Below are 24,892 nucleotides of genomic sequence, written 5' to 3'. Positions count from 1 at the left end.
GGTCCGCCTGAGGTTAAATAGACAGCATCGGACCCAGCGGCTGACCGCCGACCAGGTGCATATGAATATGATAAACCTCCTGACCACCATGCTGATTACAGTTCATGATCAGACGATAGCCATCCTCGGCAATCCCTTCCTGTTTCGCGATTTTCGCCGCCACGGTAATCATACGGCCCAACGCATGCTCGTGTGCTTCCTGCACGTCATTGGTGGTGGGGATCAATACATTAGGGATAATCAGAATGTGCGTTGGCGCTTTAGGCGCAATATCGCGGAAGGCGGTGACCAGTTCGTCCTGATAAACCACGTCGGCGGGGATTTCGCGACGAATGATCTTACTGAAAATGGTTTCTTCAGCCATGGTGCATTTCCTTAAGCCTGAGTTCAGTCAGGCAGTATGCGCGAGGAATTCGTTTGCTTTCAACCTCAGTACCACTTTTCTTCTGTTAAATGGCTGCCTTTACGCCATTTCATCCCCCAGACAGCATTGCTGTGCTCTCCCTCTCAAATTTACGCCATCGCAGATCACCAAAATGAAACGCTGTTTTATAAATTAGAGATATCACGCCAGTTTCTTTGTGTTTTTGCCACTCAACCGACAACCCTTGCCAAATCACGAAGGTTTGCCGTTGCGCGGCGCTCTACTTTCTATCCAATCCGGGCAAGCAGTACGGAGCAATGAGGGATGTGTCATCCGTCGATTTCAAGGAGAAGCTGCCATGCAGTCTCGTAAGATTGGTCTGGGCCATTATCTGGCTTACGGTTCCGGGGATTTCCTCGGCGCCGGCACCACGGCGCTTACCGCCGCCTGGTTGCTCTATTTCTACACCACCTTCTGTGGGCTTTCGCCGATTGAAGCCACCTTTATTTTTGCTGCTGCCCGCGTGCTGGATGCGGTCGTCAGCCCGCTGATGGGCTTTCTCACCGATAACTTCGGATCCACCTGGCTTGGCAAGCGCTTCGGTCGCCGCAAGTTCTTTATCCTGCTCGGTATCCCGTGCGTGTTCAGTTATAGCCTGATGTGGATCGGCGACATGAGTTTCTGGTGGTATCTGCTGACCTATCTGTTGTTCGATATGGTCTACACCATGATTCTGGTGCCGTACGAAACGCTGGTGCCGGAGATGACCGACGACTTTAAACAAAAGACCCGCTTCTCCGGCGCGCGTATCGCGCTGGCACAACTGTCATCGATTCTGGCCGCCTTCCTGCCAGGCATCCTGATTGGCTGGTTTGGCAAAGAGAATCCCATCTCCTTCTTTTATGCCAGCCTGGTGTTCTCGGTCATCTGTGCGCTGGTGCTATTCCTGGTGTGGCGCTTCACCTGGGAACGCGCGCCGGAGGATTTTTCCGCCGAGTCACGTCGAGCTGAAGAAGAAAAGGCGCAACTCTCGCTGTTCCAAAGCCTGAAACGACTGTATATCGAGCTCGCCTCCACGCTGCGCATCCGTATCTTTCGCCAGCATCTTGGCATGTATCTGGGCGGTTACATCGCTCAGGACGTCTTTAATGCGGTATTTACCTGGTACGTGGTGTTTGTACTGATGCAGAGCGCGCAAATCGCTTCCAGCCTGATGGGAACGATGGCGGTGCTGCAATTTATAGCGGTGATGGCAATGATCCCGCTGTGTATACGCCTCGGACCGGCCCCAGCCTATCGTCTGGTGGTGATGCTGTTTGGCCTCAGCGCCCTCTCCTACGCTGGACTGTGGTACAGCGGGATGAACGATAACTTCGCGCTGTTAGTGCTGATCTCGGCCTTCGCCGGTTTAGGACGTGGCGGCATCAACTATGTGCCATGGAATACCTACACCTATATTGCCGATGTCGATGAAGTGATCACCGGACAGCGACGTGAAGGCATATTCGCCGGGATCATGACATTGACGCGTAAAGCCTCGCAGGCCGGTGCCGTGATGATCGTTGGCATCATGTTGCAGCTGGCGGGTTTCACCTCCGGTAAAACTGAACAGATTCCTGCGGTGGGCCATACCATTCTGCTGATCCTCAGCGTCGGCACCGTTGGGGTGCTGATCTGCGGCTTTATTGTGTCGCTGCGCTTCAAACTGAATCTGCATACCCACACTGTTTTGCGCGAAGAGACGCTGAAGATGCGTGAAGCGGGCCGTGTGGTCCCGGAACGTATAACACCGCAGGCGCGCACCATCGTCGAAACCCTGGCGGGTATGCCGTATGAAAACTTATGGGGCAACAACAACGTCGGTTACCTCAACCGTAACAAGCCCGCAGCGCCCGCGCTATCCACGCATCGCGGCACGCTTCACTCTCTCCCTACCCTGATTAACGATAGGAATGAACCATGACTGTATTTCCTGTAAAACACAGCGCCTTGTTGTGCCAGCCTGAATACCTGTTGCCACGCAGTGAATTAGTGCAACTCATCCACAAACTCACTGACAATCTGGTCAATATCACCGATCACAGCGGCGAGTTTTTGCTGCGGCTGGATGATGGCCGCGTCATTGACACTAAGGGTTGGGCTGGCTGGGAATGGACGCACGGCATCGGGCTATATGGCATGCTGCATTACACCCAGCAGACGGGCGATCAGGCAACCCTGAAGATTATCGATGACTGGTTTAGCGCGCGCTTAGCAGAAGGCACACCGACAAAGAACGTGAACACGGTATGCCCGTTCCTGACGCTGGCTTATCGTTATGAAGAGACCGGTAACGCAGCATGGCGCCCGGTGCTGGAACGCTGGGCTGAGTGGGTGATGTATGAAATGCCGCGCACTGAGCAAGGCGGTCTACAGCACATCGTTTACAACAACGAAAATACCCAGCAGCTGTGGGACGACACCTTAATGATGAGCGTGATGGCGCTGGCGAAGATCGGCCAGTTACTCGATCACCCGGAGTTTGTTGAAGAAGCCAGCTATCAATTCCTGATCCACACTCAATACCTGATGGATCGTCAAACCGGTTTGTGGTTCCACGGCTGGACCTTCGATGGCCGACACAATTTTGCTAATGCCCGCTGGGCACGCGGCAACAGTTGGCTGACCATCGTGATCCCGGATTTCCTCGAAATGATGAACTGGCCGGAACAACATGCCACGCGTCGTTTCCTGCAGCAGGTATTGGCCAGTCAGGTCAAGGCATTAGCCGCTTGTCAGCACAGCAGCGGTCTCTGGCATACCCTACTCGACGATCCACAAAGCTATCCGGAAGCGTCTGCCACGGCGGGATTCGCTTATGGAATCCTCAAAGCGGTGCGTAAACGGTATTTATCTGACGAGTATCGCCCGATGGCGGAAAAAGCCTTGCGTGGCGTGATCGCCAATATTGATGAAGACGGGGAGTTAAAACAGGTGTCGTTTGGCACCGCAATGGGCAGCGATTTGGAGTATTACCGCCAGGTACCGCTGACGTCGATGCCCTATGGTCAGGCGATGGCGCTGCTGTGTCTGACGGAGTATCTGCGGGTTTATCTGTAATTGCATTTTCATTGAAGTGGGAGATAGCGACGGCAGACATGTATAGCGACGCGTGACAGGAACCATAGGCCGTGAAACGTAGCATGACTACCCAATACCGCTAACACCGATACCCTAATTTCTGGCGATGAGTCTGCTAAGTCCAGTGAGGAACGAGGGTTTTATCCCATACCGCACCTAAGGTGAGGTGCGAGGGAGCGGCGGCAGAGGAGTAAAGCGTCCCGCGACAGGGATGTCGCGGGACGAGCCCCAGGGATGTCGCGGGACGAGCCCCAGGGATGGTTTATGGCGTCTTTACGATCTGCCGCCGCTTCATCGCACAGGCTCGGCCACTGCCTTGACCTTGACCTCAGGCCGAGCCCAATCCTTTACATATTACGAATATAATCATCCATCTCAGTTTTCAGGTTATCGGACTTGGTACCGAAAATCGCCTGAACACCGGAACCGGCCACCACCACGCCACGCGCGCCGAGGTTTTTCAGTTCAGTTTGATTCACTTTTGCAACATCCGCGACACTCACACGCAGACGCGTAATACAGGCATCTAGATTGGTAATGTTCTCTTTACCACCAAATGCAGTCACCAGTTTGCCTGCCATCTCGCTACCGGTAGCGCTGCTCTGCTCCATTGCAGTGTCCTCACGTCCAGGTGTTTTCAGATTCAATTTCACAATCAGCACACGGAAAACGGTGTAATAAATCAGGCCGTAAATGATACCGACAATCGGGAACAACCAGATCTTGCTGCTGTTACCGCTCAGCACCACAAAGTCAATCAGACCGTGTGAGAAGCTGGTGCCATCACGCATACCCAGCAGAATACAGATTGGGAACGCCAGACCTGCCAGAATCGCATGGATCACATACAGAATCGGCGCCACAAACATAAACGAAAATTCAATCGGTTCGGTGATACCGGTCAGGAACGAGGTCAGCGCGGCGGAGATCATAATGCCGCCCACTTTGGCGCGGTTTTCCGGCTTAGCCGAGTGCCAGATAGCAATCGCAGCCGCAGGCAGACCGTACATTTTGAACAGGAAGCCGCCAGAGAGTTTACCTGCGGTTGGATCGCCCGCCATATAGCGTGGGATATCACCGTGGAACACCTGACCTGCGGCGTTGGTGAACTCACCAATCTGCATCTGGAAAGGCACGTTCCAGATATGGTGCAGACCAAACGGCACCAGCGAACGCTCAACGACACCGTAAATGCCGAACGCCACCACCGGGTTCTGATAGGCTGCCCACTGGGAGAAATCCTGAATCGCGGTACCAATCGGTGGCCAGATAAAGGACAACACGATACCAGTGAAAATCGCGGTCAGACCGGAAATGATCGGCACAAAACGCTTACCGGCGAAGAAGCCAAGATATTCAGGCAGCTTGATGCGATAAAAACGGTTAAACATATACGCGGCGATGGAGCCGGCAATGATCCCGCCCAGCACCCCGGTATCGGCAAGGTGTTTGGCCTCAATTTCCGCTGGCGGTAAGTGCAACACCAGTGGTGCAACCACCGCCATGGTTTTCACCATGATGCCGTAAGCCACCACGGAAGCCAGCGCCGATACGCCATCGTTGTTGGTAAAACCGAGCGCCACGCCAATCGCAAAGATCAGCGGCATGTTGGCGAACACGGAACCGCCCGCCTCCGCCATGACATGTGAAACGACAGCAGGCAACCAGCTGAAGTTAGCCGAACCAACACCTAATAAAATACCGGCAATCGGCAAAACCGATACCGGCAACATTAGCGATTTACCTACTTTTTGCAGGTTCGCAAATGCGTTCTTGAACATAAAAGCTCCTGAGTATGAGTGCATATTTGCGCAGTGCGCTGGCAAAGGGGGAGGATCCTTCACCGGGGTGACGCTGAGCGTCTTTTGATTTATTACGAAGGGTAAAATAAATCGATATTTGTTACTTTGACGGCTATCACGTTTCGCTCAAGACGAACGCTTGCTTTCTGTTGTTTTTGACTGAATTGCCTGGAGAAACAGCAATAAATCACTGCCCGTGCCGCGTTATATGCCGCACAGGTCAGTGATTATTGAATTAATACGGAGTTTAAAATAAAGCGGATTAGCCGCCGAGTCGGCTCATTGGGACATGGAACAGACGCGAGAAGTTTTCTGTGGTCGCTGCAGCCAGGGTTTCGATATCCACACCCTTCAGCACAGCCATATAATCCGCGACATCGCGCGTAAAAGCTGGCTGATTTTCTTTGCCACGATGCGGAACCGGCGCCAGATACGGCGAGTCAGTCTCGACCAGCATGCGATCCAGCGGCACATAACGCGCGGCATCACGAATCTGATCAGCATTGCGGAAGGTCAAAATGCCGGAGAAGGAGATATAAAAGCCCATATCCAGCAACTGCGCCGCAGTCTCTTTATCTTCAGTAAAGCAGTGCAACACGCCACCACATTTTTCCACCTGCTCTTCACGCAGGATTGCCAGCGTGTCTTCACGTGCATCACGGGTATGTACGATGATCGGCTTATTCAGCGCGATGCCGGTACGGATGTGTTCACGGAACGAGGCTTGCTGCTGCGCTTTGGTCTCCTGCTGATAGAAATAATCCAGCCCGGTTTCGCCCAGTGCAATCACCTGCTCTTCAGCTGCCAGTCGACGAAACTCTTCGACATCGTACGGTGCTTCCTGATTTAACGGATGCACGCCGCACGCCAGGGCGATGTTTTCCCTGTCGCCGACCAGTTGCTTGATCTTGTAGTAATCCGGCAGCGTGGTGGCAATCGCCAGCATAAACTTCACGTCACGCGCGGCGGCTTTGGCGATCACATCGTCCAGATCGCGGTGCTGCTTCTCATAATCCAGGCCATCAAGATGGCAGTGCGAATCAACAATAAACATACTTCTCTCTTTTACGCTTAGCCGACCGCCATGGGCGACATTAAGCGTCCCCAGGCTAACAGGCGATCGGTCAAAATCAGTTCACGGTTCAGGGCGGCGACATGCAACAGTTGCTCACGACACTGCATCCACTGATGGGCGCTGGCGTTGAGCGCACTGCTGTTAAGCTGCTGAGCCAGTTGCGATACGACCTCAGGATGGTCGCCGTTGCTTAACCAGTTGCTGGCACCCTGCTGCACTTTCATGGCATCCACCAGTAATGAAATCAGCCAGCTGAGGCGCTCTGCCACATCGTCGCTGTTCAGCGCGGGCAGCAGTTGCAGTACATCGCGGTTCAACGCGCTGAGCAAGGTTTCACACAGCTTCTCACGTGCCTGCCAACGCTCAGGCTGCAGCAGGGTCAACGCCGCAGCAGGTGCGCCATTGCTCAAGCGCAGAGCGGCTCGCAGTACTGGCTCGGATTGCGGCAACTGTTTCTGCAGCCATTGCAAACTGGGCAACTCTTCTGGTGGGGAAAGATGCCATGTCATGCAGCGGCTGCGCAAGGTTGCCAGCAAACGTGATGGCTCACGGACGCTGAGGAAAAACCAGCAGTTGGCAGGAGGCTCTTCCAGCGTTTTCAACAACGCATTGGCGGCGGCTTCAGTGAGCTGCGCCGCATCCGGCAACCAGACAATCTTTGCTCCGCCCTGCTGAGCAAAATGGTAGAGCTTCTCGGTGACGTCACGTACCGCATCAATACCCAGTGAAGATTTGCCTTTTTCTGCTTCCAGACGATACCAGTCAGGATGCGTCTGCGCCTGCATCAGCTGGCAGCCGTGGCAATGGCCGCAGCTCTTCAAGCCTTCCGGATGTTGGCACATTAACCAGCGGCTAACACCCCACACTAACGCATCGTCACCCATGCCATTAATGGCCTGTATCAGCAAGGCATGGTGTGCCTGACCGCTTTGATGACGGCTGATAATCTGCCGATAGGGCTGATTCAGCCACGGATACCAGTTCATGCCGCCTGACCTGCCAGCCATTTTTGTAGCGCTGATTTAAGTGACGATGTCACTTCGGCAATATTTTGTGTGGCATCAATGGTTAAAATGGTGTCATCGCTGGCAGCCAACGCCAGATAACGGTCACGTGTGCGTTCAAAGAAACGCAGTGATTCTTGCTCAATACGATCGAGTTCCCCGCGAGCACGCGCGCGTTGCAGGCCAATTTCCGGTGTCACATCCAGGTAGAGGGTCAAGTCCGGACGGAAGTCGCCCAATACCGCATCGCGCAGGGTGGCCATCAACTGCGTATCCAGGCCACGGCCACCGCCCTGGTAAGCCTGGGATGAGAGGTCGTGACGGTCACCAACCACCCAGGCGCCACGCGCTAACGCAGGCTTAATCACGTTCTCGACCAATTGAACCCGGGCGGCATACAGCATCAGCAGTTCGGCTTTGTCAGTCACCTGTTCGCCATCAATTCCCTGCTTCACCAGCACGCGTAATTGTTCTGCCAGCGGCGTGCCGCCGGGCTCACGGGTGAACACCACATCGTCGATACCCTGCTCATGCAGCACCGCCACAATGGCATCACGCGCAGTGGTTTTGCCCGCGCCTTCAAGGCCTTCAATGACGATAAACTTACTTTTCATTTTTTTCCTTCATAGCCAGCCGATAGACCTGCACCGCTTTATTATGGCTGGCGAGATTGGTGGTAAAGGTATGTCCGCCTTTGCCATCCGCGACAAAATAGAGATAGTTGGTTTTTTCTGGATGCGCCGCCGCTTCCAGCGAGGCTCGGCCTGGCATCGCGATAGGACCAGGCGGCAAACCGCTAATCGTGTAGGTATTGTAATCGGTCGGCGTTTCGAGGTCTTTACGCGTAATCGTACCGGTGTAGTTATCACCCATACCGTAAATCACGGTAGGGTCGGTTTGCAGCTTCATGCCGGTGCGCAAGCGATTAATAAATACCGAGGCAACGCGCGCGCGCTCTTCCGTCACGCCGGTCTCTTTTTCGATAATCGAGGCCATGGTGACCAGATCTTGCTCATTTTTATAAGGCAGATTGTCCATCCGCCCCTGCCAGATCTCATCCACCAGTTTATTCATGCGCGTGTGTGCCCGCTCCAGCAGCGATATATCACTGGTGTTAGCTGTATACAAATAGGTGTCGGGATAGAAAGCGCCCTCAAGCTGATTTGCATCCATTTTCAGCGCAGCGGCGACGGTCGCAAACTGATCGTCAGTTAGCGTATGTTTGATATAGGGCGCTTGACGCAGTTCGGCCAACCACTCCTTCAGGCGCGAGCCCTCGACAAACCGTACCGGAAATTGCGCTTCTTTACCGCTGGCCAGCAACTGCAACAGCTGTCTTACCGTCATATTGCTTTCCAGTCGGTAGGTGCCGGCTTTGAACTTCGCGAGTTCAGGCTCAAGTTTCAAAAGCGGCCCAAACCAGATACTTTCCGGAATGATGTGTTGGCTTTCCAGTTGCGCTTCCAGCACGACCCGACCACTACCCGCGGGCAATGTGTAGATCGTTTCCTGATTAATGGTCAAAGGGGTATCGGCAAAACGTTCAATCTGCCAATAACTCAATGCCGCCGCGAGGCCGGCAATCGCCACAGCGCTGGCGAGTATTTTTTTCATTCGGGTCATGATGCTTCCATCTTCTGGCAACTGTTATACAGCTGCTGGTACAGCGTGCGTGCGGTGAACGAAACATCGTCAATTTTCCGCACAGGTAAAACCGGCATCAGGGCATTGCAGATCACCACTTCATCGGCGTTCAGCACATCCTCCCTGCTTCCTTCAATCAACTGACAAGCCTGGCCTTCCGACGCCATCTGCGCCATCAGATAACGGCGCATAATGCCATCGACACCCGCTTGCTCAAGACGCGGCGTGAAAACCTGATCACCTTTGCGCCAGAATAAATTGGCCGCACAGCATTCCACCACCGTCCCTGCAGTGTCAAGCACCAGCGCCTCATCAGCATCGGTGTAGTCAAGCTGCTGACGGATCAACACCTGTTCCAGTCGGTTAAGATGTTTGAGGCCGGCGAGCAGTGGATTGCGCGCCAGTCTCACTGGGCTGGTTATGAGCGCTGCGCCCTGCTGCTGCAAAGTGGTGTAGTGTTGCGGCCACGGAGAAAGGGAGAGGATGCGCGTCGGGGTTGTGCAACCGGTTCGGCTATATCCCCGTCCACCGACGCCTGGCGTCAGAATCACTTTTAAAACGGACTGGGTTTGACCATTGGCGGCATGCTGCATCTCCTCGGCCAGCTGCGCCATATCCGGTAAGGGAATGAATAAACGCTCACAGCCTTCCTGCAATCGCTGCAAATGGGCGTTCAGCAGTTGTATCTTGCCTGCCACTACCGCAGCAGTGGTAAAACAGCCATCACCAAACTGCACCGCGCGATCGCGCGCAGAAAGTTCGAACTGCTCTACGCCGTTTATCCACATACCGCTCACCTTTGGCTACCCTGCCAGTCTGAATACCACTGACAGCGGTAAGAATCCACGCCACTGCGTGACAAAATATAAAAAAGGCCCGCATTGCGGGCCTCTGTTTGGCTGGGTAAAACTTAGACCTTGCGGAAGATCAGCGAGCCGTTGGTGCCGCCAAATCCGAAGGAGTTACACAGCGTGTACTCCAGTCCGCTCACCTGACGTGCTGTATGCGGCACGAAGTCGAGGTCACAACCTTCATCTGGGTTATCCAGGTTGATGGTTGGCGGAACTGCCTGGTCGCGCAGCGCCAGAATCGAATAAATCGCTTCTACCGCGCCTGCTGCACCCAACAGGTGCCCAGTCATGGATTTGGTAGAACTCACCATCACGCTGTGAGCCGCTGCACCAAATACAGACTTGACCGCCTGAGCTTCAGCTTTGTCACCCGCTGGCGTTGAGGTGCCATGCGCGTTGACGTAGCCAATCTGTTCAGCATTCAGCTGCGCGTCACGCAATGCATTCACCATCGCTGCTGCAGCACCTGAACCATCCTCCGGCGGAGACGTCATGTGGTAAGCATCGCTGCTCATGCCGAAACCGATGATTTCAGCATAAATTTTCGCACCGCGCTTTTTCGCATGCTCGTACTCTTCCAGCACCACAATGCCTGCACCATCGCCCAATACGAAACCATCACGGTCTTTATCCCACGGACGGCTTGCCGCCTGCGGATTATCGTTATTGGTTGAGAGCGCACGTGCAGCACCAAAGCCACCCACACCCAGCGGGGTACTGGCTTTTTCAGCACCACCGGCCAGCATGACATCGGCGTCGTTGTACGCAATGATACGCGCAGCATGACCAATGTTATGCACGCCTGAAGTACAAGCGGTTGCAATAGAAATGCTTGGACCTTTCAGACCGTACATGATGGTCAGGTGACCTGCCACCATGTTAACAATGGTAGAAGGAACAAAGAACGGGCTGATTTTGCGCGGACCGCCGTTAACCAGTGAACTGTGGTTGTCTTCAATTAAACCCAGTCCGCCGATGCCGGAACCGATAGCTGCGCCGATGCGACCGGCATTCTCATCAGTCACGACCAGACCGGAGTCCGCCATAGCCTGAATACCAGCCACAATGCCGTATTGGATGAAGTCATCCATCTTGCGCTGATCTTTGCGCGAGATGAATTCATCGCAATTAAAATCTCTTACTAAGCCCGCAAAGCGTGTTGCGTAGGCACTAGTATCAAAATGGTCGATCAGGCTGATGCCGCTCTGACCGGCAAGGAGAGCACTCCAGGTAGACTCTACGGTATTGCCGACAGGAGACAACATGCCAAGACCAGTCACAACTACACGACGCTTAGACACGTACGTCCTCCAGGGAGGGAAAAAATAACGCTATGTGGGGCAAACATAAAACTCAGGCGGTCGAGGTGACCGCCTGAAGATATTCATTAGCCTTGGTGGCTATTGATGTAATCGATCGCTGCCTGAACGGTAGTGATTTTCTCAGCTTCTTCGTCTGGAATTTCAGTATCAAACTCTTCTTCCAGAGCCATTACCAGCTCAACGGTGTCAAGAGAATCTGCACCCAGGTCTTCAACGAAAGAAGCAGTGTTAATCACTTCGTCTTCTTTAACACCCAGCTGCTCAGCTACGATTTTCTTAACGCGTTGTTCGATATCGCTCATACTATTTAATTTCCTATCAAAACTCGCTTTCGCGATGGTTTTCGTAGTGTATAAAATGTTGAAAAAGATGCAACAAAATCCCGGCTGGTCGAACCACGATTTTGCGCTATTCTGCGGTGTTTACCGCAGATAATGCAAATGTTTTCGTGATTATCAGACCATGTACATGCCGCCATTGACGTGGAGCGTCTCACCCGTGATGTAAGAGGCTTCGTCAGAGGCTAAGAATGCAACAGCATTGGCAATCTCCTGCGGGTCGCCTAAACGACCTGCCGGCACTTCTGCCAAAATGCCCGAGCGCTGATCTTCGTTCAGTGCACGCGTCATGTCCGTCTCAATAAAGCCCGGAGCCACGACGTTTACGGTAATGCCACGTGACGCGACTTCTCGCGCCAGTGATTTGCTAAAGCCAATCAAACCTGCTTTTGCTGCCGCATAGTTTGTTTGACCCGCGTTACCCATGGTTCCAACTACAGAACCGATGGTAATGATACGGCCCACGCGTTTTTTCATCATGGCACGCATAACCGCCTTAGAAAGACGGAAGACTGATGTCAGGTTGGTATCGAGGATATCCGCCCACTCATCGTCCTTCATGCGCATCAACAGATTATCACGCGTAATGCCTGCATTATTGACTAAAATGTCCACTTCGCCAAATTCAGCGCGAACTTTCTCGAGCACGCTCTCAATAGAGGCCGCATCGGTCACGTTCAACAGCAGACCTTTGCCGTTATCGCCGAGGTAAGCACTGATTGCTTCCGCACCGCTTTCGCTGGTGGCGGTTCCCACCACTTTCGCACCACGCGCAACCAGCGTTTCCGCGATTGCACGGCCAATGCCGCGGCTTGCGCCAGTCACCAGCGCTACTTTACCTTCAAAGCTCATGTTTTTCCTCTTATTCCTGTGTAAGCGCCGCAGAGAGTGAAGCAGAATCGTTCACGGCTGCAGCGGTCAGGCTATCCACAATACGTTTGGTCAGACCGGTCAGGACTTTACCTGGACCGATTTCCAGCAACTGGCCAACGCCTTGGGTGGCAATAAATTCAACAGCTTCGGTCCAGCGCACCGGGCTATACAGCTGGCGAACCAGTGCACTGCGGATTGCCACGGCATCGGTTTCACACTTGACGTCAACGTTATTGACGACAGGCACAGATGGTGCGTTGAAAGTGATGCTTTCCAGTGCCACAGCCAGTTTATCTGCTGCAGGCTTCATCAACGCGCAATGCGATGGCACGCTCACAGGCAACGGCAGTGCGCGTTTGGCACCGGCCGCTTTACAGGCAGCACCTGCACGCTCAACCGCTTCTTTGTTACCCGCGATAACCACCTGGCCTGGCGAATTGAAGTTCACCGGCGAAACCACCTGACCTTGCGCGCTTTCTTCGCACGCTTTACGGATAGACTCATCATCAAGCCCGATGATTGCCTGCATGGCACCGGTCCCTTCAGGAACCGCTTCCTGCATCAGTTTGCCGCGTAATTCGACTAACTTGATTGCGTCCGCAAAGTTCAGTACGCCAGCACAGACCAGCGCAGAGTATTCACCCAGGCTATGGCCGGCCATCAGCGCAGGCTGCGGGCCATTTTTGCTCTGCCAGACGCGATAAATCGCGACGGAGGCCGCCAGCAACGCAGGTTGCGTCTGCCAGGTCTTATTCAGTTCTTCAGCTGGACCTTGTTGTACCAACTGCCATAAGTCATATCCCAGTGCATCAGAAGCTTCACGGAAAGTGGCTTCAACCTGCGGGTTTTCCACAGCCAGATCGGCCAGCATGCCGACGGTCTGTGAGCCCTGTCCTGGGAAAACAAAAGCAAATTGTGTCATCTGTCGTTCCTGTCAATCAAAAGCGAACCAGCGCAGAACCCCAGGTGAAACCGCCACCAAAGGCTTCCAGCAAAATCAGTTGGCCAGGCTTGATACGGCCATCTCGCACCGCTTCATCCAGTGCACTTGGCACCGAAGCCGCTGAAGTGTTGCCATGACGATCCAGCGTCACCACCACTTTTTCCATGCCCATGCCGAGCTTTCTGGCCGTTGCGCTGATAATGCGCAGGTTGGCCTGATGCGGCACCAGCCAGTCGAGCATTTCGCGATCAAGGTTGTTGGCTTGCAGCGTCTCGTCCACGATATGGGCAAGCTCGGTCACAGCAACTTTAAAGACTTCATTACCGGCCATCGTGAGATAAGCTGGCTCATCCTGATGTTCACGATCCTGATACGGCAGTGTCAACAGCTTGCCATAACGACCGTCAGCATGCAGATGCGTTGACAGGATACCGGGCTCTTCACTTTGCCCCAGCACCACAGCGCCAGCGCCGTCACCAAACAGGATGATGGTGCCACGATCGTTAGGATCGAGGGTGCGGGCTAAGACGTCCGCACCGATCACCAGCGCGTGTTTAACCACACCGTTTTTGATGTACTGATCGGCAACGCTAAGTGCATAGGTGAAACCTGCACATGCAGCGGCCAGATCGAAAGAAGCGCAGTCATTGATCTCCAGCATCTGCTGGATCATGCACGCTGAACTTGGGAAGGCATGGCTGGAAGAGGTGGTCGCCACGATAATCAGACCAACATCGCTGGCCGCAACGCCTGCCATTTCCAGCGCGCGCTGTGCAGCCGCAAAGCCCATAGTGGCAACCGTTTCATCTGGCGCGGCAATACGGCGCTCACGGATACCGGTACGCGTGACAATCCACTCGTCCGAAGTCTCCACCATTTTTTCCAGATCCGCATTGGAGCGAACCTGCTCAGGCAAATAGCTACCCGTACCGATAATTTTGGTAAACATCTACGCTTTGTCACTCCTGGCTAATACAGCGTCAAGGCGCGCCGCAATCCTCTCTGGGACTTGCCTGCGCACCGCCTGCTCTGCCTGCTCTATCGCCACGGCAAACGCACGTTGATTCGCCGCACCGTGGCTTTTGATCACTGTTCCGCGCAATCCTAACAGACAAGCGCCATTGTACTGGTCGGGGTTGAGATGGCCGAAACGTTTAGCCAGACGCTTTTGCAGCCAGCGCCCGACCCATTTCAACCACCACGCCCGTTTTTTCCCATCCTCTGACGACTTGAGCAGAGAAAGAAACATTCTTACCACGCCTTCCATGGTTTTAAGCGTGACGTTTCCCACGAAGCCATCACAGACCAGCACATCCGTCTTGCCGGTGAGGAGATCATTCCCCTCAAGATAACCAATATAGTTGATTTGCGGCGTATCCCGCAGAACCGCAGATGCTGTGCGAATCGTTTCCAGCCCCTTGGTCTCTTCCTGCCCAATGTTGAGCAGCGCGACACGCGGTCTGTCGATTTCCAGCACTTCCTCGGCCATGACAGCGCCCATGATGGCAAACTGCACCAACATATCGCTATCCGATTCCACATTAGCGCCGAGATCCAGCACCACCGTTTTACCCTGCTGCTGATGCGGCAGAACGGTCATCAGCGCCGGACGCTCAATGCCATCCAGCGGCTTCAATAACATCTTAGCCAGACCCATTAACGCGCCGGTATTGCCTGCACTGATACAGGCTTGCGCGTTCCCCTCTTTCACCAGCTCGAGTGCCACACGCATCGAGCTGCCGCGGCTGTTTCGAATGGCTTGTGAAGGCTTGGCATCACTTGCAATAACCGATTCGGCAGGGATCACCTGCACACGCCCCAGTAACGAGGAATCCGCTTTGGCAAGAAATGACGAGATGATGTCGGGATCACCGACCAGAAGAAGAACCAGATTCGTATGAGAGGCCAGTGCCTGCAAGGATGCAGGCACTGTCACGCAGGGACCGAAATCCCCGCCCATGGCATCAACTGCCAGGGTCAAACGTGTCAAGGTATCGCCTTGCGTAACCGCAAAGAATTACTTGGTGATAACCTTGCGACCGCGGTAGTAACCATCCGCAGTGATATGGTGACGCAGATGAGTTTCACCAGAAACTTTATCTACTGACAGAGCTGCAGTGGTCAGCGCATCGTGCGAACGACGCATACCACGCTTAGAACGGGTTGGTTTATTCTGTTGTACGGCCATGGACCTTACTCCTATTACTTACGCTTTAAACTGGCTAATACGGCAAAGGGATTTGGTTTTTCTGCCTCTTCAGGCAACTTGCCAAATACCATGTCCGCGTCGGACACTTCACAGTGTTCAGAATCATGCACCGGAACTACAGGCAGCGCGAGGATGAGTTCATCTTCGATAACTGCCAGCAAGTCGATTTCGCCGAAATCATTGATATCAACTGGCTCGTAAGCTTCCGGCAGTGCCTCGGCCTGCTCATCAGAAGAGACAGGACTGAAGCAATAGCTTACGTGGACAGCATGCGGGAATGACTGGTTGCAGCGTTGACACGACAATGTCACCTGCACATCAGCTGTTCCTTGCAGAACCGCTAAGCGCTGGTTGTCAATCGCAAACGACATGGTGCATTCCACATCACTGTCCACACTCACGACCGTTTCGGCCAGGCGCGCCACCAATTCAGGTGCATACACACCTTGGTAATCAAGGCGCTTTTGCGCGGCGCGGGCCAGATCGATCGTCAGGGGTAATTTTACCTTTTGCATAGGGCGCGCATATTAACTTTGTAACGTCATAGAGTCAAAGAAAAAGGCCGGTTTACAGCATCTTTCACCCGTTAGTCGCATCCAGTGCGGCGCATAGTTTAAAATGCCTGTCATCTTTACGCTATCTATTCTGAAAAAAAATCATGACACCGTTAATTCTGGCCTCCACTTCCCCATTCCGTCAGGCCTTGCTGAGCAAGCTTGGCCTGCCTTTTATTGCCGTTGCGCCCGATTGCGACGAGACGCCGCAATCGAACGAAACCGCACCGCAGTTAGTGCAACGCTTAGCACTGGCAAAAGCCCAGGCGCTAGCCGCTCGGTTTCCACAAAGCTGGATTATTGGTTCGGATCAGGTCTGCGTGCTTGATGGCAACATCACCGGAAAACCGCATACGGTGGAGAATGCCTGCCGGCAACTGGCTGCGGCCAGTGGCAAAGTGATTACGTTTTATACCGGGCTCGCCTTGATTCAGCCACAAACGGCACAACAGCAGGTGGTTTGTGAACCGTTCAACGTACATTTCCGTCATTTAAGTCAGGCAGAAATTCGTCACTATGTGGAAAAAGAGCAGCCGTTGAATTGTGCGGGCAGCTTTAAAAGCGAAGGTATGGGGATTTGCTTGTTTGAGCGGCTGGAGGGGCGCGATCCCAATACGCTGATTGGATTACCACTGATAGCGTTAAATAAGATGCTGATCAAAGTGGGCATCAACGCGCTGGATTGATGCCCGGAAATTCAGGCTTTTTTCTGACGCAACTGCGCCAGGCAGTGTTTCAGCGCATTATCCAGCGGCGCTTCCATTCGCAGGACTTCCCCGGTATTAGGATGGGTAAAGGTCAGCGCTGCAGCATGCAGGAACAACCGCGCCAGGCCCGTTGACGCGAGCTGACGATCAAAGTCCCGATCGCCATAGCGATCGTCAAAAGCGATAGGATGGCCACCATGCAGCGTGTGCACACGGATCTGGTGCGTGCGCCCGGTCACCGGACTGGCTTTTACCAGAGTGGCGAAACCAAAACGCTCTTCCACTTTGAAACGGGTCTCGGAGGGCTTGCCTTCCGCACTGACACGCACCACGCGCTCACCGCTTTGCAAAATATTTTTCAGCAACGGTGCCTGCACCGCTCTCAAATGTGAAGGCCAGTCACCGCGCACCAGCGCCAGATAATCTTTCTGCATGCCCTTTTCACGTAACTGCTCATGCAGCGAACGCAGCGCAGAACGTTTTTTTGCCACCAGCAAAATACCGGAAGTGTCGCGGTCAAGACGATGTACCAGTTCGAGGAAACGGGCTTCAGGACGCAGCGCGCGCAGACCTTCAATCACACCAAAGCTAAGACCGCTCCCCCCGTGTACGGCGGTACCTGATGGCTTGTTCAGCACCAGTAGATGATCGTCCTCATACAGGATGGCATTCGCCAGCGCGGCAACCTTATCGAGTTTCGGTGATACCGCCTGCTCTTCACGCTCGGCCACACGCACTGGCGGAATGCGCACTTCATCCCCCACCTGCAGCTTATACTCGGGTTTCACGCGTCCTTTATTCACGCGCACCTCGCCTTTACGCAAGATGCGATAAATCATACTTTTAGGCACGCCCTTGAGCTGAGTGCGCAAAAAGTTATCAATACGTTGTTCGGCATTTTCAGCCGTAATGGCGACATAAAGTACGCCGGGATTCTCTGTTTTCATGGCGGCGATTCTAAATAGTGTCCCTGGATAGCGCCACCCCTTTTTCTGTGCTTAACTCTCTCTTTGTCGCGCGGACAAAAGGTCATAATGATGACTTTTTCACCGATGCGATGTTAAGCCCTGCAAATGAACAGGTTAAGGATGCACAAACTTCACAGCTCGGCAAAAGTCGCCTTGCTATATGTGAGTGAGCAATGGAATAATGCAGGGGTTTCTGCCCTGGAAAAATTCAGGCAGGAAAAAAGAGCGAAATAAGTCATTTTGCCGGATTGAACGGACACGCAGCAATGGCGTAAGACGTAATGTTAAATCAGGCACTTAGCGGGCTGCGGGTTGCAGCCTGGACGACAGACTGGGATGTGTGGATTTCTGAATTTTCTATAGCTATTCCACCTTCAGGCGCTGTTTTTCCTTATGAAAAACAGGCCACCGACAAGATTTGCGCCCCTTTAGCCGACGACAGCCGTGAGGTTGACGTCAGTGCATTAAGACACGGGGCCATCGGTTGATTCTCGTCCAGGGTAACGATGCCCGCAGCTACATCACTCATGTGAGAATAACGAGTAAGTCACGATGAAAAGAATGTTAATTAACGCATCTCAGCAGGAAGAGTTGCGCGTTGCCCTTGTTGACGGCCAACGTCTGTACGATCTGGATATCGAAAGCCCCGGACACGAGCAGAAAAAAGCCAATATCTACAAAGGTAAAATCACCCGTGTTGAACCCAGCCTCGAAGCGGCATTTGTCGATTACGGTGCTGAACGTCACGGTTTCCTCCCTCTGAAAGAAATTTCCCGCGAATACTTCCCTGCTAATTACAACGCACATGGCCGTCCTAACATCAAAGAGGTGCTGCGTGAAGGTCAGGAAGTTATCGTGCAAATCGATAAAGAGGAGCGTGGAAATAAAGGTGCAGCCTTAACCACCTTCATTTCTCTGGCCGGTAGCTATTTAGTCCTGATGCCGAATAACCCGCGTGCCGGGGGTATTTCCCGCCGTATTGAAGGTGACGATCGCACCGAACTGAAGGAAGCGCTGTCCGCACTGGAACTGCCAGACGGTATGGGTTTGATCGTGCGTACCGCAGGCGTTGGCAAATCTGCCGAATCGCTGCAGTGGGACCTGAGTTTCCGACTGAAGCACTGGGAAGCGATCAAAAAAGCCGCTGATAGCCGCCCTGCCCCCTTCCTGATCCACCAGGAAAGCAACGTCATTGTACGTGCCTTCCGCGACTATCTGCGTCAGGATATTGGTGAGATTCTCATCGATAACCCGAAAGTGCTGGAGCTGGCCCGTCAGCATATTGCTGCGCTCGGACGCCCGGACTTCAGCAGCAAAATCAAACTGTACACCGGTGAAATTCCACTGTTCAGCCACTACCAAATTGAGTCGCAGATTGAATCGGCATTCCAGCGCGAAGTGCGCTTGCCTTCCGGTGGCTCAATTGTTATCGATAGCACCGAAGCGCTGACCGCCATCGATATCAACTCCGCCCGTGCAACACGCGGTGGCGACATCGAAGAGACGGCATTCAATACTAACCTCGAAGCGGCTGATGAAATCGCTCGTCAGCTGCGCCTGCGCGACCTCGGCGGCCTGATTGTCATCGACTTCATCGACATGACACCGGTTCGACACCAGCGCGCGGTTGAAAACCGTCTGCGTGAAGCGGTTCGTCAGGATCGTGCACGTATTCAAATCAGTCACATTTCGCGTTTCGGTCTGCTGGAAATGTCGCGTCAGCGTCTTAGCCCATCATTGGGTGAATCCAGCCATCACGTCTGCCCACGCTGTAGCGGCACCGGCACCATCCGTGATAACGAATCGCTCTCGCTGTCTATCTTGCGTCTGATTGAAGAAGAAGCGCTGAAAGACAACACCAAAGAAGTGCATGCGATTGTACCGGTGCCCGTCGCCTCTTACCTGCTGAACGAAAAGCGTGATGCAGTCAGTGCGATCGAGAAACGCCAGGGTGGCGTGCGTGCCATCATCGTGCCAAACGATCAGATGGAAACGCCACATTACTCTGTGCTGCGCGTGCGCAAAGGCGAAGAGACGCAGACACTGTCTTACCACCTGCCGAAACTGCATGAAGCCGAAATGGCGCTGCCTTCGGAAGAAGAGCATGCCGAACGTCGTCGTCCTGAGCAGCCAGCCCTGGCCGCCTTTGTGATGCCTGATGCGCCGCCTGCGCCGGTTGAAGTGGAAAAAGAGAGCCGTAGTGCGGTTAAAGCGGATGCAAAACCGGCAGCTGCCGCCGCGGCACCTGCCGTTGCCAGCACTGGCTTTGTCGCTCGCCTGTTAGGCGGTTTGAAAAAACTGTTTGCTGGCGATGCGCCTGCTGCTGCACCTGTTGAAGCTAAACCAGAAGAGAAAGCCGCTGAAAGTGAGAATAATCAGCAGCGTGGCGACCGCCGTAACAACCGTCGTAGCAATAATCGTCGCGATCGCACTCCGCGCAACGGTGAAAATGCTCAGGGTCGCGAAGGCCGTGAACCGCGTGAAGCGCGTGAGCCACGCGAATCGCGTGAACCACGTGAAGCCCGCGAGCCGCGTGACAATCAGGACAATCGCCGTAACAAACGTCAGAACGAGCCTCGTGGTGAACGTCCAGCGCTGACCGATGAGCAGCTGCAGCAGCGTGATGAGCAGCAGCAACAGCGTCGTGAGCAGCGAGCTGAACGCCAGCGTCGTCGTCAGGATGAGAAACGTAATCAGCAGCAGGATCAAAAAGCCGCTGAAACCATTGCTCAGACCGAAATCACTGATGAAAACGTTGCGCAGGAAGAAGAACGTGTGCAGGTCATGCCACGCCGTAAACAGCGTCAACTGACCCAGCGCGTGCGCGTGGATGATACTGGCGAAGTGGCGGCAGCCATCTCAGCACCAGCAGCCACGGAAGCGGTTGTGGAAAATGCACAGCGCACTGCATTCAATGAGCAATCTGAAGTCGCTCAGGATGAACAGGATGATAACGAGAACCGTGATAGCGCCAACATGCCGCGTCGCTCACGTCGTTCACCACGTCATCTGCGCGTGAGCGGCCAACGTCGTCGTCGCTACCGCGATGAGCGTTACCCAACCCAATCTGCCATGCCGCTGGAATCGGCTGCCTCTTCTCCAGAGATGGCATCCGGCAAAGTCTGGATTACCTACCCGGTTGCCCAGGCCCACGATCAGTTCTCCTCTCAGGAAGCGCTGAACGAAATGCCTGATTACAGCTATCAACATACCGGTGAAGCGGACGCACTGCCGGTTGCGGCAGCAGCAGAACAGGTTACTCAGCCAGCAGCGCAAGAGGCTGTTCATCAGTCTGAGCCACAGGCACACACTGAAGTGCCGGTGGTGAACACCGATGACCTGACCCCAGTCGCTGCGCCTGTTAACGAAGAGCCTGCCGTGATTTCTGCCGCTGTTGAGCAGATTGCACAACAAACCGCTGCTGAAGCCGTACCGGCCGATGAAGTGACAACGGCACCGGCTGACACAGTCATCGCTGATGAAGTTGAAGATATTCAGGCTGAAGTTGCACCCGCTGCGGAAGTTGCTGCTGCATCGTCTGAAGTGGCACCGGCTGCGGCGCCTGCATCGACTGAGACAGTTTCTGCTACTGAAGTGACACCAGCTGAAGAAGTCCCTGCTGCGGAAATTACCGCACCACAGGTAAGCGAAGCCGTGGCTGAGCAAGCGCCTGCTGAAGTTCAGCCTGCTGTTGCAGCGGCTGAGCAAGCGCCTGCTGAAGTTCAGCCTGCTGTTGCAGCGGCTGAGCAAGCGCCTGCTGAAGTTCAGCCTGCTGTTGCAGCGGCTGAGCAAGCGCCTGCTGACGTTGAGCCTGCTGTTGCGGCGCAAGTGGAAGAAGCACTGGCTGCACCCGTGGCTGCTGAAGCGCTTGCTGCACCGGTTACTGAACCGCATGCTCCTGTTGCTGCACGTGATACCGCAGTGAGCAACGCTGATACCCGCTGGAAGCACCACGCCACGGCGCCAATGACCAAAGCACCTGCTCCGGCATGGGAGCCAGAAGTCGTTCGTCACAGCGATTGGGTTCGCCCACCGTTTGACTTCGAAGGCCGTGGCTCTGCGGGCGGCCATAGCGCCACGCATCAGGCGACGGCACCGGCAACACGTCCGGAAAGCGTTTAAGTCTTAGTCGCTAATCAGCGTTAACAAAACCCCGACTGGTTCGGGGTTTTTTATTGCCTGTCGATCCTGCTCTGCCGCAATGACTGGTGATGATCTGGCAGAGTAGAAAAACCGACCGCTGCGCCGCAGGAGGCAGGTGCGAAGAGGTGGTGATCTGGCAGAGTACACAAACAGACCGCGGCTCCGCAGGTGCCGCGATGAACGGTGCGACGAAATGACAGGCAAAAAAAATCCCACGGCCCCTAAAGGCGGTGGGAGAAACTAAGCGCGCCCGGTTTAAGCACGCTCAAATTTTCAAGTCAGATCTTATGAATTCAGCTGGAACAGTGACATCTGCGACATATCAGTAAATGTCTTGTAAGACGCTTGCAGAGCAGCTTGTTTCATGGTGTAACTTGAAATTGCTGAGGTGTAATCAACATCGACCAAATCAGTCATCTGGGAGCTCATGATCAAATCGCGGTCATCCCCCTGAGTGTCCAGCGAGTCGAGCTCAGCCATCTGAGTACCCACCTTTGAACGCACCGTAAGCACGTTATTCAGTGAATTGTTCAGACCACGGTTCGTTTTGTTCATGGTATCGGCAAAATCTTGTTTGGTGGCATCATCAGCGTCCTGCTGTGGTACCTTTAGTGCGGCAATGGCTGAATCGAGCATAGTGAACAGGTTAGTTTCACTAGGGGTTCCATCAGGTTCAGGTGTCGCATTACTGCTTATCGACATAAATGCTGTAATACCGGTATCGCCGACAGTGATGCTGCGGCTTTCATCAACCTTTTGCGTGATCGGGTCAGTGCCTCCTACGTAACTGACGGTACCGCTTGTATCGGTAAAAGGCGCGGAATCCGTTTTATATCCGGCAAAAATATAACGACCATTTCCATCTTTACTGTTTGCCTGGCTAAGAATGTCATCGCGTATGCCCTGCAGCTGAGTAGCGTACGCCAAACGGTCATCATCGCTAAGCGTCCCCGTGGAGGATGCAACGATAATTTCCTGCGCTTTGGTGACACTCGTTGTGACGCTCGACAGCACATTCTCCTCCATCGACAAACTTTGGTTAGCAAAACTGCGCGCGGTAGCGTACTGACTACTTTTAGCTTGTGATTGGGCTAATACTACGGCACGTGATGCCGCGATGGGATCGTCTGACGGATTGGTGACTCGACGACCGCTCGAGAGTTGAGCTCCCACTTTTAACCATGAAGATTGCGATTCAGTGATACCTCGCACCTGCTGGTTAAAAATCATCGTGGTACTAAGACGCATAATTGTTATCCTCTATGCTTAGCCGCGAATACCGAGCAGCGCGTTAAAGATGGTACTAGCGGTTTGCAGTACCTGTGCATTGGCCATGTAAAATTGCTGATATTTCGTCAGATTAGCGTATTCTTCATCCAGGTTTACACCCGAAACTGATTGTTGACGGTCGCTCAATTGCGTCACGACATTTTGCTGTGTTGTGCTTGCCGTCTCCAGGGTACTTGTTTTGTTTCCCACAGAACTCACAATACTGGCGTAAGCCTGTGCAATAGTCGCGTTGCCATTGATCAGTTTGGCATCCTGCAAATCCAGTAGTTTCTGTGCATTCGTGTTATCACTTTCACCACTATTCGCGCTTGCAGCTGCGGCTATCTGCGACTCATCTGTTATCGCTACCGACATCCCACTGATGACGTTTTGTACCGGTTTTATCAGGAAACTATCTTTGGCATTAGCGCTACCACTCACGGTCAATTCAACGCCATCGAAGCTGAGCGTCGTATTGCCACTGCCATCCGTATCCTGGGTTGGTGTGACTTTGACATTGTCAGAAAGACGCGTGACTGACCAATCGGTGCCGTCGAAAGTCACTGTATAATTTGAGGCTTTAAGGGCGCTGGAATCTGTCCATGCCGCGGAAATACTGGCAGTGGAGGTGTTTTTACTATTACTGGTGACGGTTGGCGAGCCGATAGTGAAGAAGTCAGTGCCCGCATCACCATTAGTGTCATAACCTTGTTTATGCACCGTGTTGAAACTGGTACTAAAAGCAGCTGCTAGCTGGCCTAGCTGGTTTTGTGCAGCATCCAGATCCTGAGAACGGAAGCTGAGTAATCCGCCTAACGAACCTGTGGTGAGGGTTTTCTCTGGAATCTCTACATTACCAGCCTGTTTATCGACATAGCCTACGGTCAGACGCGAGCTATCAGCACTTGAAGGCATTGCCACCAAACTCGTAGCATTTCTGCCGTTAACCAGCGTGGTGCTGCCCATTGCGACTATATAACTACCATCCTGCTGTGAAACCGTCACACCGACAATATCATTAAGGTTGTTAACTAACTGATCACGCTGATCCAGCAAGTTATTAGGCGCAGCACCACCACCAGTGGTGAGTTTGGCAATCTGTGTGTTAAGGTCCGCGATCTGACTGGTATATGTGTTTATTTGGTCAACGCTTGACGTGATATCAGTGTTGACACTGTTTTGCATATTGGTCAGGTACTGTGCAGTCGTCTGGAACTGATTCACTAAGCCCTGTGCATAGCTCAGCATTGACTGACGCGCTGAGGGATCGTTAGCGTTACTGACCACGTTCGAGACGTTGGTGAAAAAGCTTTGAATCGACGTGGACAAGCTAGTCGTCGACGTTGACAGCAAGTCATCGATGTTAGAAATCTGGTTATATTGAGTATTCACCGCGCTATAGTTAGCACTTGAACTCCGCAACTGAGCGGTAATGAAATCATCATATTCACGCTGTACACCGGAAAGCGTCACACCATTACCATAGTAACTGTTTCCCTGCAGAGTGCTGTTTGCCTGAGCCAAAATAGCTGTCTGACGTGAGTAACCCGCTACCGTGTAGTTGCTGATGTTATTACTGGTGGTGCTTAATGCGGCCTGTGCGGCGCTCAGCCCACTCATCGCTGAGTTAATTATGCTGGACATCTCGGTTCCTTTATTTCCCGTTAACCGGGCTGGCAGTCATCAGTGCGATTGGGCGGGCTAAA

At 53.6% G+C, this 24,892-nt stretch carries 23 protein-coding genes; 5 read left to right on the top strand and 18 right to left on the bottom strand.

Annotated elements, in window-relative coordinates; genetic code table 11:
• Positions 1-13: 13 nt before the first annotated feature.
• Positions 14-364, bottom strand: a complete 351-nt coding sequence (gene hinT, locus FD737_RS01260) for a purine nucleoside phosphoramidase (RefSeq protein WP_097119624.1) — start codon at positions 362-364, stop codon at positions 14-16.
• A gap of 358 nt (positions 365-722) precedes the next feature.
• On the opposite strand from hinT, the gene FD737_RS01255 reads away from it, so the two are divergent.
• Together FD737_RS01255 and FD737_RS01250 are read left to right on the top strand one after the other, a co-directional pair.
• The gene (locus FD737_RS01255) at positions 723-2,327 is read left to right on the top strand and encodes an MFS transporter (RefSeq protein WP_160832496.1); all 1,605 of its coding nucleotides are present in this window, start codon (positions 723-725) and stop codon (positions 2,325-2,327) included.
• Positions 2,324-3,463 (top strand): glycoside hydrolase family 105 protein, encoded by a 1,140-nt coding sequence (locus FD737_RS01250; RefSeq protein WP_160832495.1) that lies wholly within the window; start codon positions 2,324-2,326, stop codon positions 3,461-3,463. Before FD737_RS01255 ends, FD737_RS01250 begins: the two co-directional genes overlap by 4 nt.
• A gap of 368 nt (positions 3,464-3,831) precedes the next feature.
• On the opposite strand, the gene ptsG is transcribed toward FD737_RS01250, so the two are convergent.
• The 14 genes from ptsG to yceD all read right to left on the bottom strand — a co-directional run bounded on the left by ptsG (position 3,832) and on the right by yceD (position 16,060).
• A complete protein-coding gene (ptsG, locus tag FD737_RS01245; RefSeq protein WP_058959578.1) occupies positions 3,832-5,265 on the bottom strand; it encodes a PTS glucose transporter subunit IIBC in 1,434 nt (477 codons plus the stop codon).
• Positions 5,266-5,548: 283 nt separating this feature from the next.
• A complete protein-coding gene (locus tag FD737_RS01240; RefSeq protein WP_160832494.1) occupies positions 5,549-6,340 on the bottom strand; it encodes a metal-dependent hydrolase in 792 nt (263 codons plus the stop codon).
• Positions 6,341-6,357: 17 nt separating this feature from the next.
• Complete coding sequence (holB, locus tag FD737_RS01235) at positions 6,358-7,347, bottom strand: DNA polymerase III subunit delta' (RefSeq protein WP_160832493.1); 990 nt, start codon at positions 7,345-7,347, stop codon at positions 6,358-6,360.
• Positions 7,344-7,979, bottom strand: a complete 636-nt coding sequence (gene tmk, locus FD737_RS01230; RefSeq protein ID WP_097119620.1) for a dTMP kinase — start codon at positions 7,977-7,979, stop codon at positions 7,344-7,346. The genes holB and tmk overlap by 4 nt, the downstream gene beginning before the upstream one ends.
• Positions 7,969-8,988, bottom strand: coding sequence for an endolytic transglycosylase MltG (mltG, locus tag FD737_RS01225; RefSeq protein WP_097119619.1), 1,020 nt, complete (start codon positions 8,986-8,988; stop codon positions 7,969-7,971). The genes tmk and mltG overlap by 11 nt, the downstream gene beginning before the upstream one ends.
• Positions 8,985-9,797 (bottom strand): aminodeoxychorismate lyase, encoded by an 813-nt coding sequence (gene pabC / locus FD737_RS01220; RefSeq protein WP_160832492.1) that lies wholly within the window; start codon positions 9,795-9,797, stop codon positions 8,985-8,987. The genes mltG and pabC overlap by 4 nt, the downstream gene beginning before the upstream one ends.
• A gap of 122 nt (positions 9,798-9,919) precedes the next feature.
• Positions 9,920-11,161 (bottom strand): beta-ketoacyl-ACP synthase II, encoded by a 1,242-nt coding sequence (gene fabF, locus FD737_RS01215; protein ID WP_034830699.1) that lies wholly within the window; start codon positions 11,159-11,161, stop codon positions 9,920-9,922.
• An 86-nt stretch (positions 11,162-11,247) separates the two neighbouring features.
• Entirely contained in the window at positions 11,248-11,484 is a 237-nt protein-coding gene (gene acpP, locus FD737_RS01210; protein WP_007885774.1) for an acyl carrier protein, read from the bottom strand.
• A 153-nt stretch (positions 11,485-11,637) separates the two neighbouring features.
• Positions 11,638-12,372, bottom strand: a complete 735-nt coding sequence (fabG, locus tag FD737_RS01205) for a 3-oxoacyl-ACP reductase FabG (RefSeq protein ID WP_034830697.1) — start codon at positions 12,370-12,372, stop codon at positions 11,638-11,640.
• A gap of 10 nt (positions 12,373-12,382) precedes the next feature.
• Positions 12,383-13,315 carry an ACP S-malonyltransferase gene (fabD, locus tag FD737_RS01200; RefSeq protein WP_160832491.1) on the bottom strand — a complete coding sequence of 311 codons (933 nt, stop codon included), beginning with the start codon at positions 13,313-13,315 and terminating at the stop codon, positions 12,383-12,385.
• 16 nt (positions 13,316-13,331) lie between these two features.
• Complete coding sequence (locus tag FD737_RS01195) at positions 13,332-14,285, bottom strand: beta-ketoacyl-ACP synthase III (RefSeq protein ID WP_034830694.1); 954 nt, start codon at positions 14,283-14,285, stop codon at positions 13,332-13,334.
• The gene (gene plsX / locus FD737_RS01190) at positions 14,286-15,326 is read right to left on the bottom strand and encodes a phosphate acyltransferase PlsX (RefSeq protein ID WP_034830692.1); all 1,041 of its coding nucleotides are present in this window, start codon (positions 15,324-15,326) and stop codon (positions 14,286-14,288) included. It abuts the gene before it with no gap.
• A gap of 27 nt (positions 15,327-15,353) precedes the next feature.
• Positions 15,354-15,524 carry a 50S ribosomal protein L32 gene (gene rpmF / locus FD737_RS01185; protein ID WP_007885783.1) on the bottom strand — a complete coding sequence of 57 codons (171 nt, stop codon included), beginning with the start codon at positions 15,522-15,524 and terminating at the stop codon, positions 15,354-15,356.
• A 14-nt stretch (positions 15,525-15,538) separates the two neighbouring features.
• Positions 15,539-16,060: a 23S rRNA accumulation protein YceD gene (yceD, locus tag FD737_RS01180; RefSeq protein ID WP_034830691.1), complete on the bottom strand. Its 522-nt coding sequence runs from the start codon at positions 16,058-16,060 to the stop codon at positions 15,539-15,541.
• A 143-nt stretch (positions 16,061-16,203) separates the two neighbouring features.
• Here yceD and FD737_RS01175 point away from each other — a divergent pair, with 143 nt between their 5' ends.
• Positions 16,204-16,785, top strand: a complete 582-nt coding sequence (locus FD737_RS01175; RefSeq protein WP_202404423.1) for a nucleoside triphosphate pyrophosphatase — start codon at positions 16,204-16,206, stop codon at positions 16,783-16,785.
• A gap of 11 nt (positions 16,786-16,796) precedes the next feature.
• On the opposite strand, the gene rluC is transcribed toward FD737_RS01175, so the two are convergent.
• The gene (gene rluC, locus FD737_RS01170) at positions 16,797-17,753 is read right to left on the bottom strand and encodes a 23S rRNA pseudouridine(955/2504/2580) synthase RluC (RefSeq protein ID WP_160832490.1); all 957 of its coding nucleotides are present in this window, start codon (positions 17,751-17,753) and stop codon (positions 16,797-16,799) included.
• 302 nt (positions 17,754-18,055) lie between these two features.
• Here rluC and FD737_RS01165 point away from each other — a divergent pair, with 302 nt between their 5' ends.
• Both FD737_RS01165 and rne read left to right on the top strand, forming a co-directional pair.
• Positions 18,056-18,262 (top strand): hypothetical protein, encoded by a 207-nt coding sequence (locus FD737_RS01165; protein ID WP_141399045.1) that lies wholly within the window; start codon positions 18,056-18,058, stop codon positions 18,260-18,262.
• Positions 18,263-18,326: 64 nt separating this feature from the next.
• Positions 18,327-21,896: a ribonuclease E gene (gene rne / locus FD737_RS01160; protein ID WP_160832489.1), complete on the top strand. Its 3,570-nt coding sequence runs from the start codon at positions 18,327-18,329 to the stop codon at positions 21,894-21,896.
• 306 nt (positions 21,897-22,202) lie between these two features.
• On the opposite strand, the gene flgL is transcribed toward rne, so the two are convergent.
• Both flgL and flgK read right to left on the bottom strand, forming a co-directional pair.
• Positions 22,203-23,165, bottom strand: coding sequence for a flagellar hook-associated protein FlgL (gene flgL, locus FD737_RS01155; RefSeq protein ID WP_097119611.1), 963 nt, complete (start codon positions 23,163-23,165; stop codon positions 22,203-22,205).
• Between the two features lie 18 nt (positions 23,166-23,183).
• Positions 23,184-24,830, bottom strand: coding sequence for a flagellar hook-associated protein FlgK (flgK, locus tag FD737_RS01150; protein ID WP_097119610.1), 1,647 nt, complete (start codon positions 24,828-24,830; stop codon positions 23,184-23,186).
• Between the last annotated feature and the right edge of the window lie 62 nt (positions 24,831-24,892).

Origin of the sequence: Pantoea sp. Seng (assembly GCF_009829935.1) — a bacterium.
In the GTDB taxonomy this organism is placed as follows: domain Bacteria; phylum Pseudomonadota; class Gammaproteobacteria; order Enterobacterales; family Enterobacteriaceae; genus Pantoea; species Pantoea communis.
Note: the sequence above shows the minus strand (reverse complement) of the source record. Positions and strands in the feature narration are given on the sequence as shown.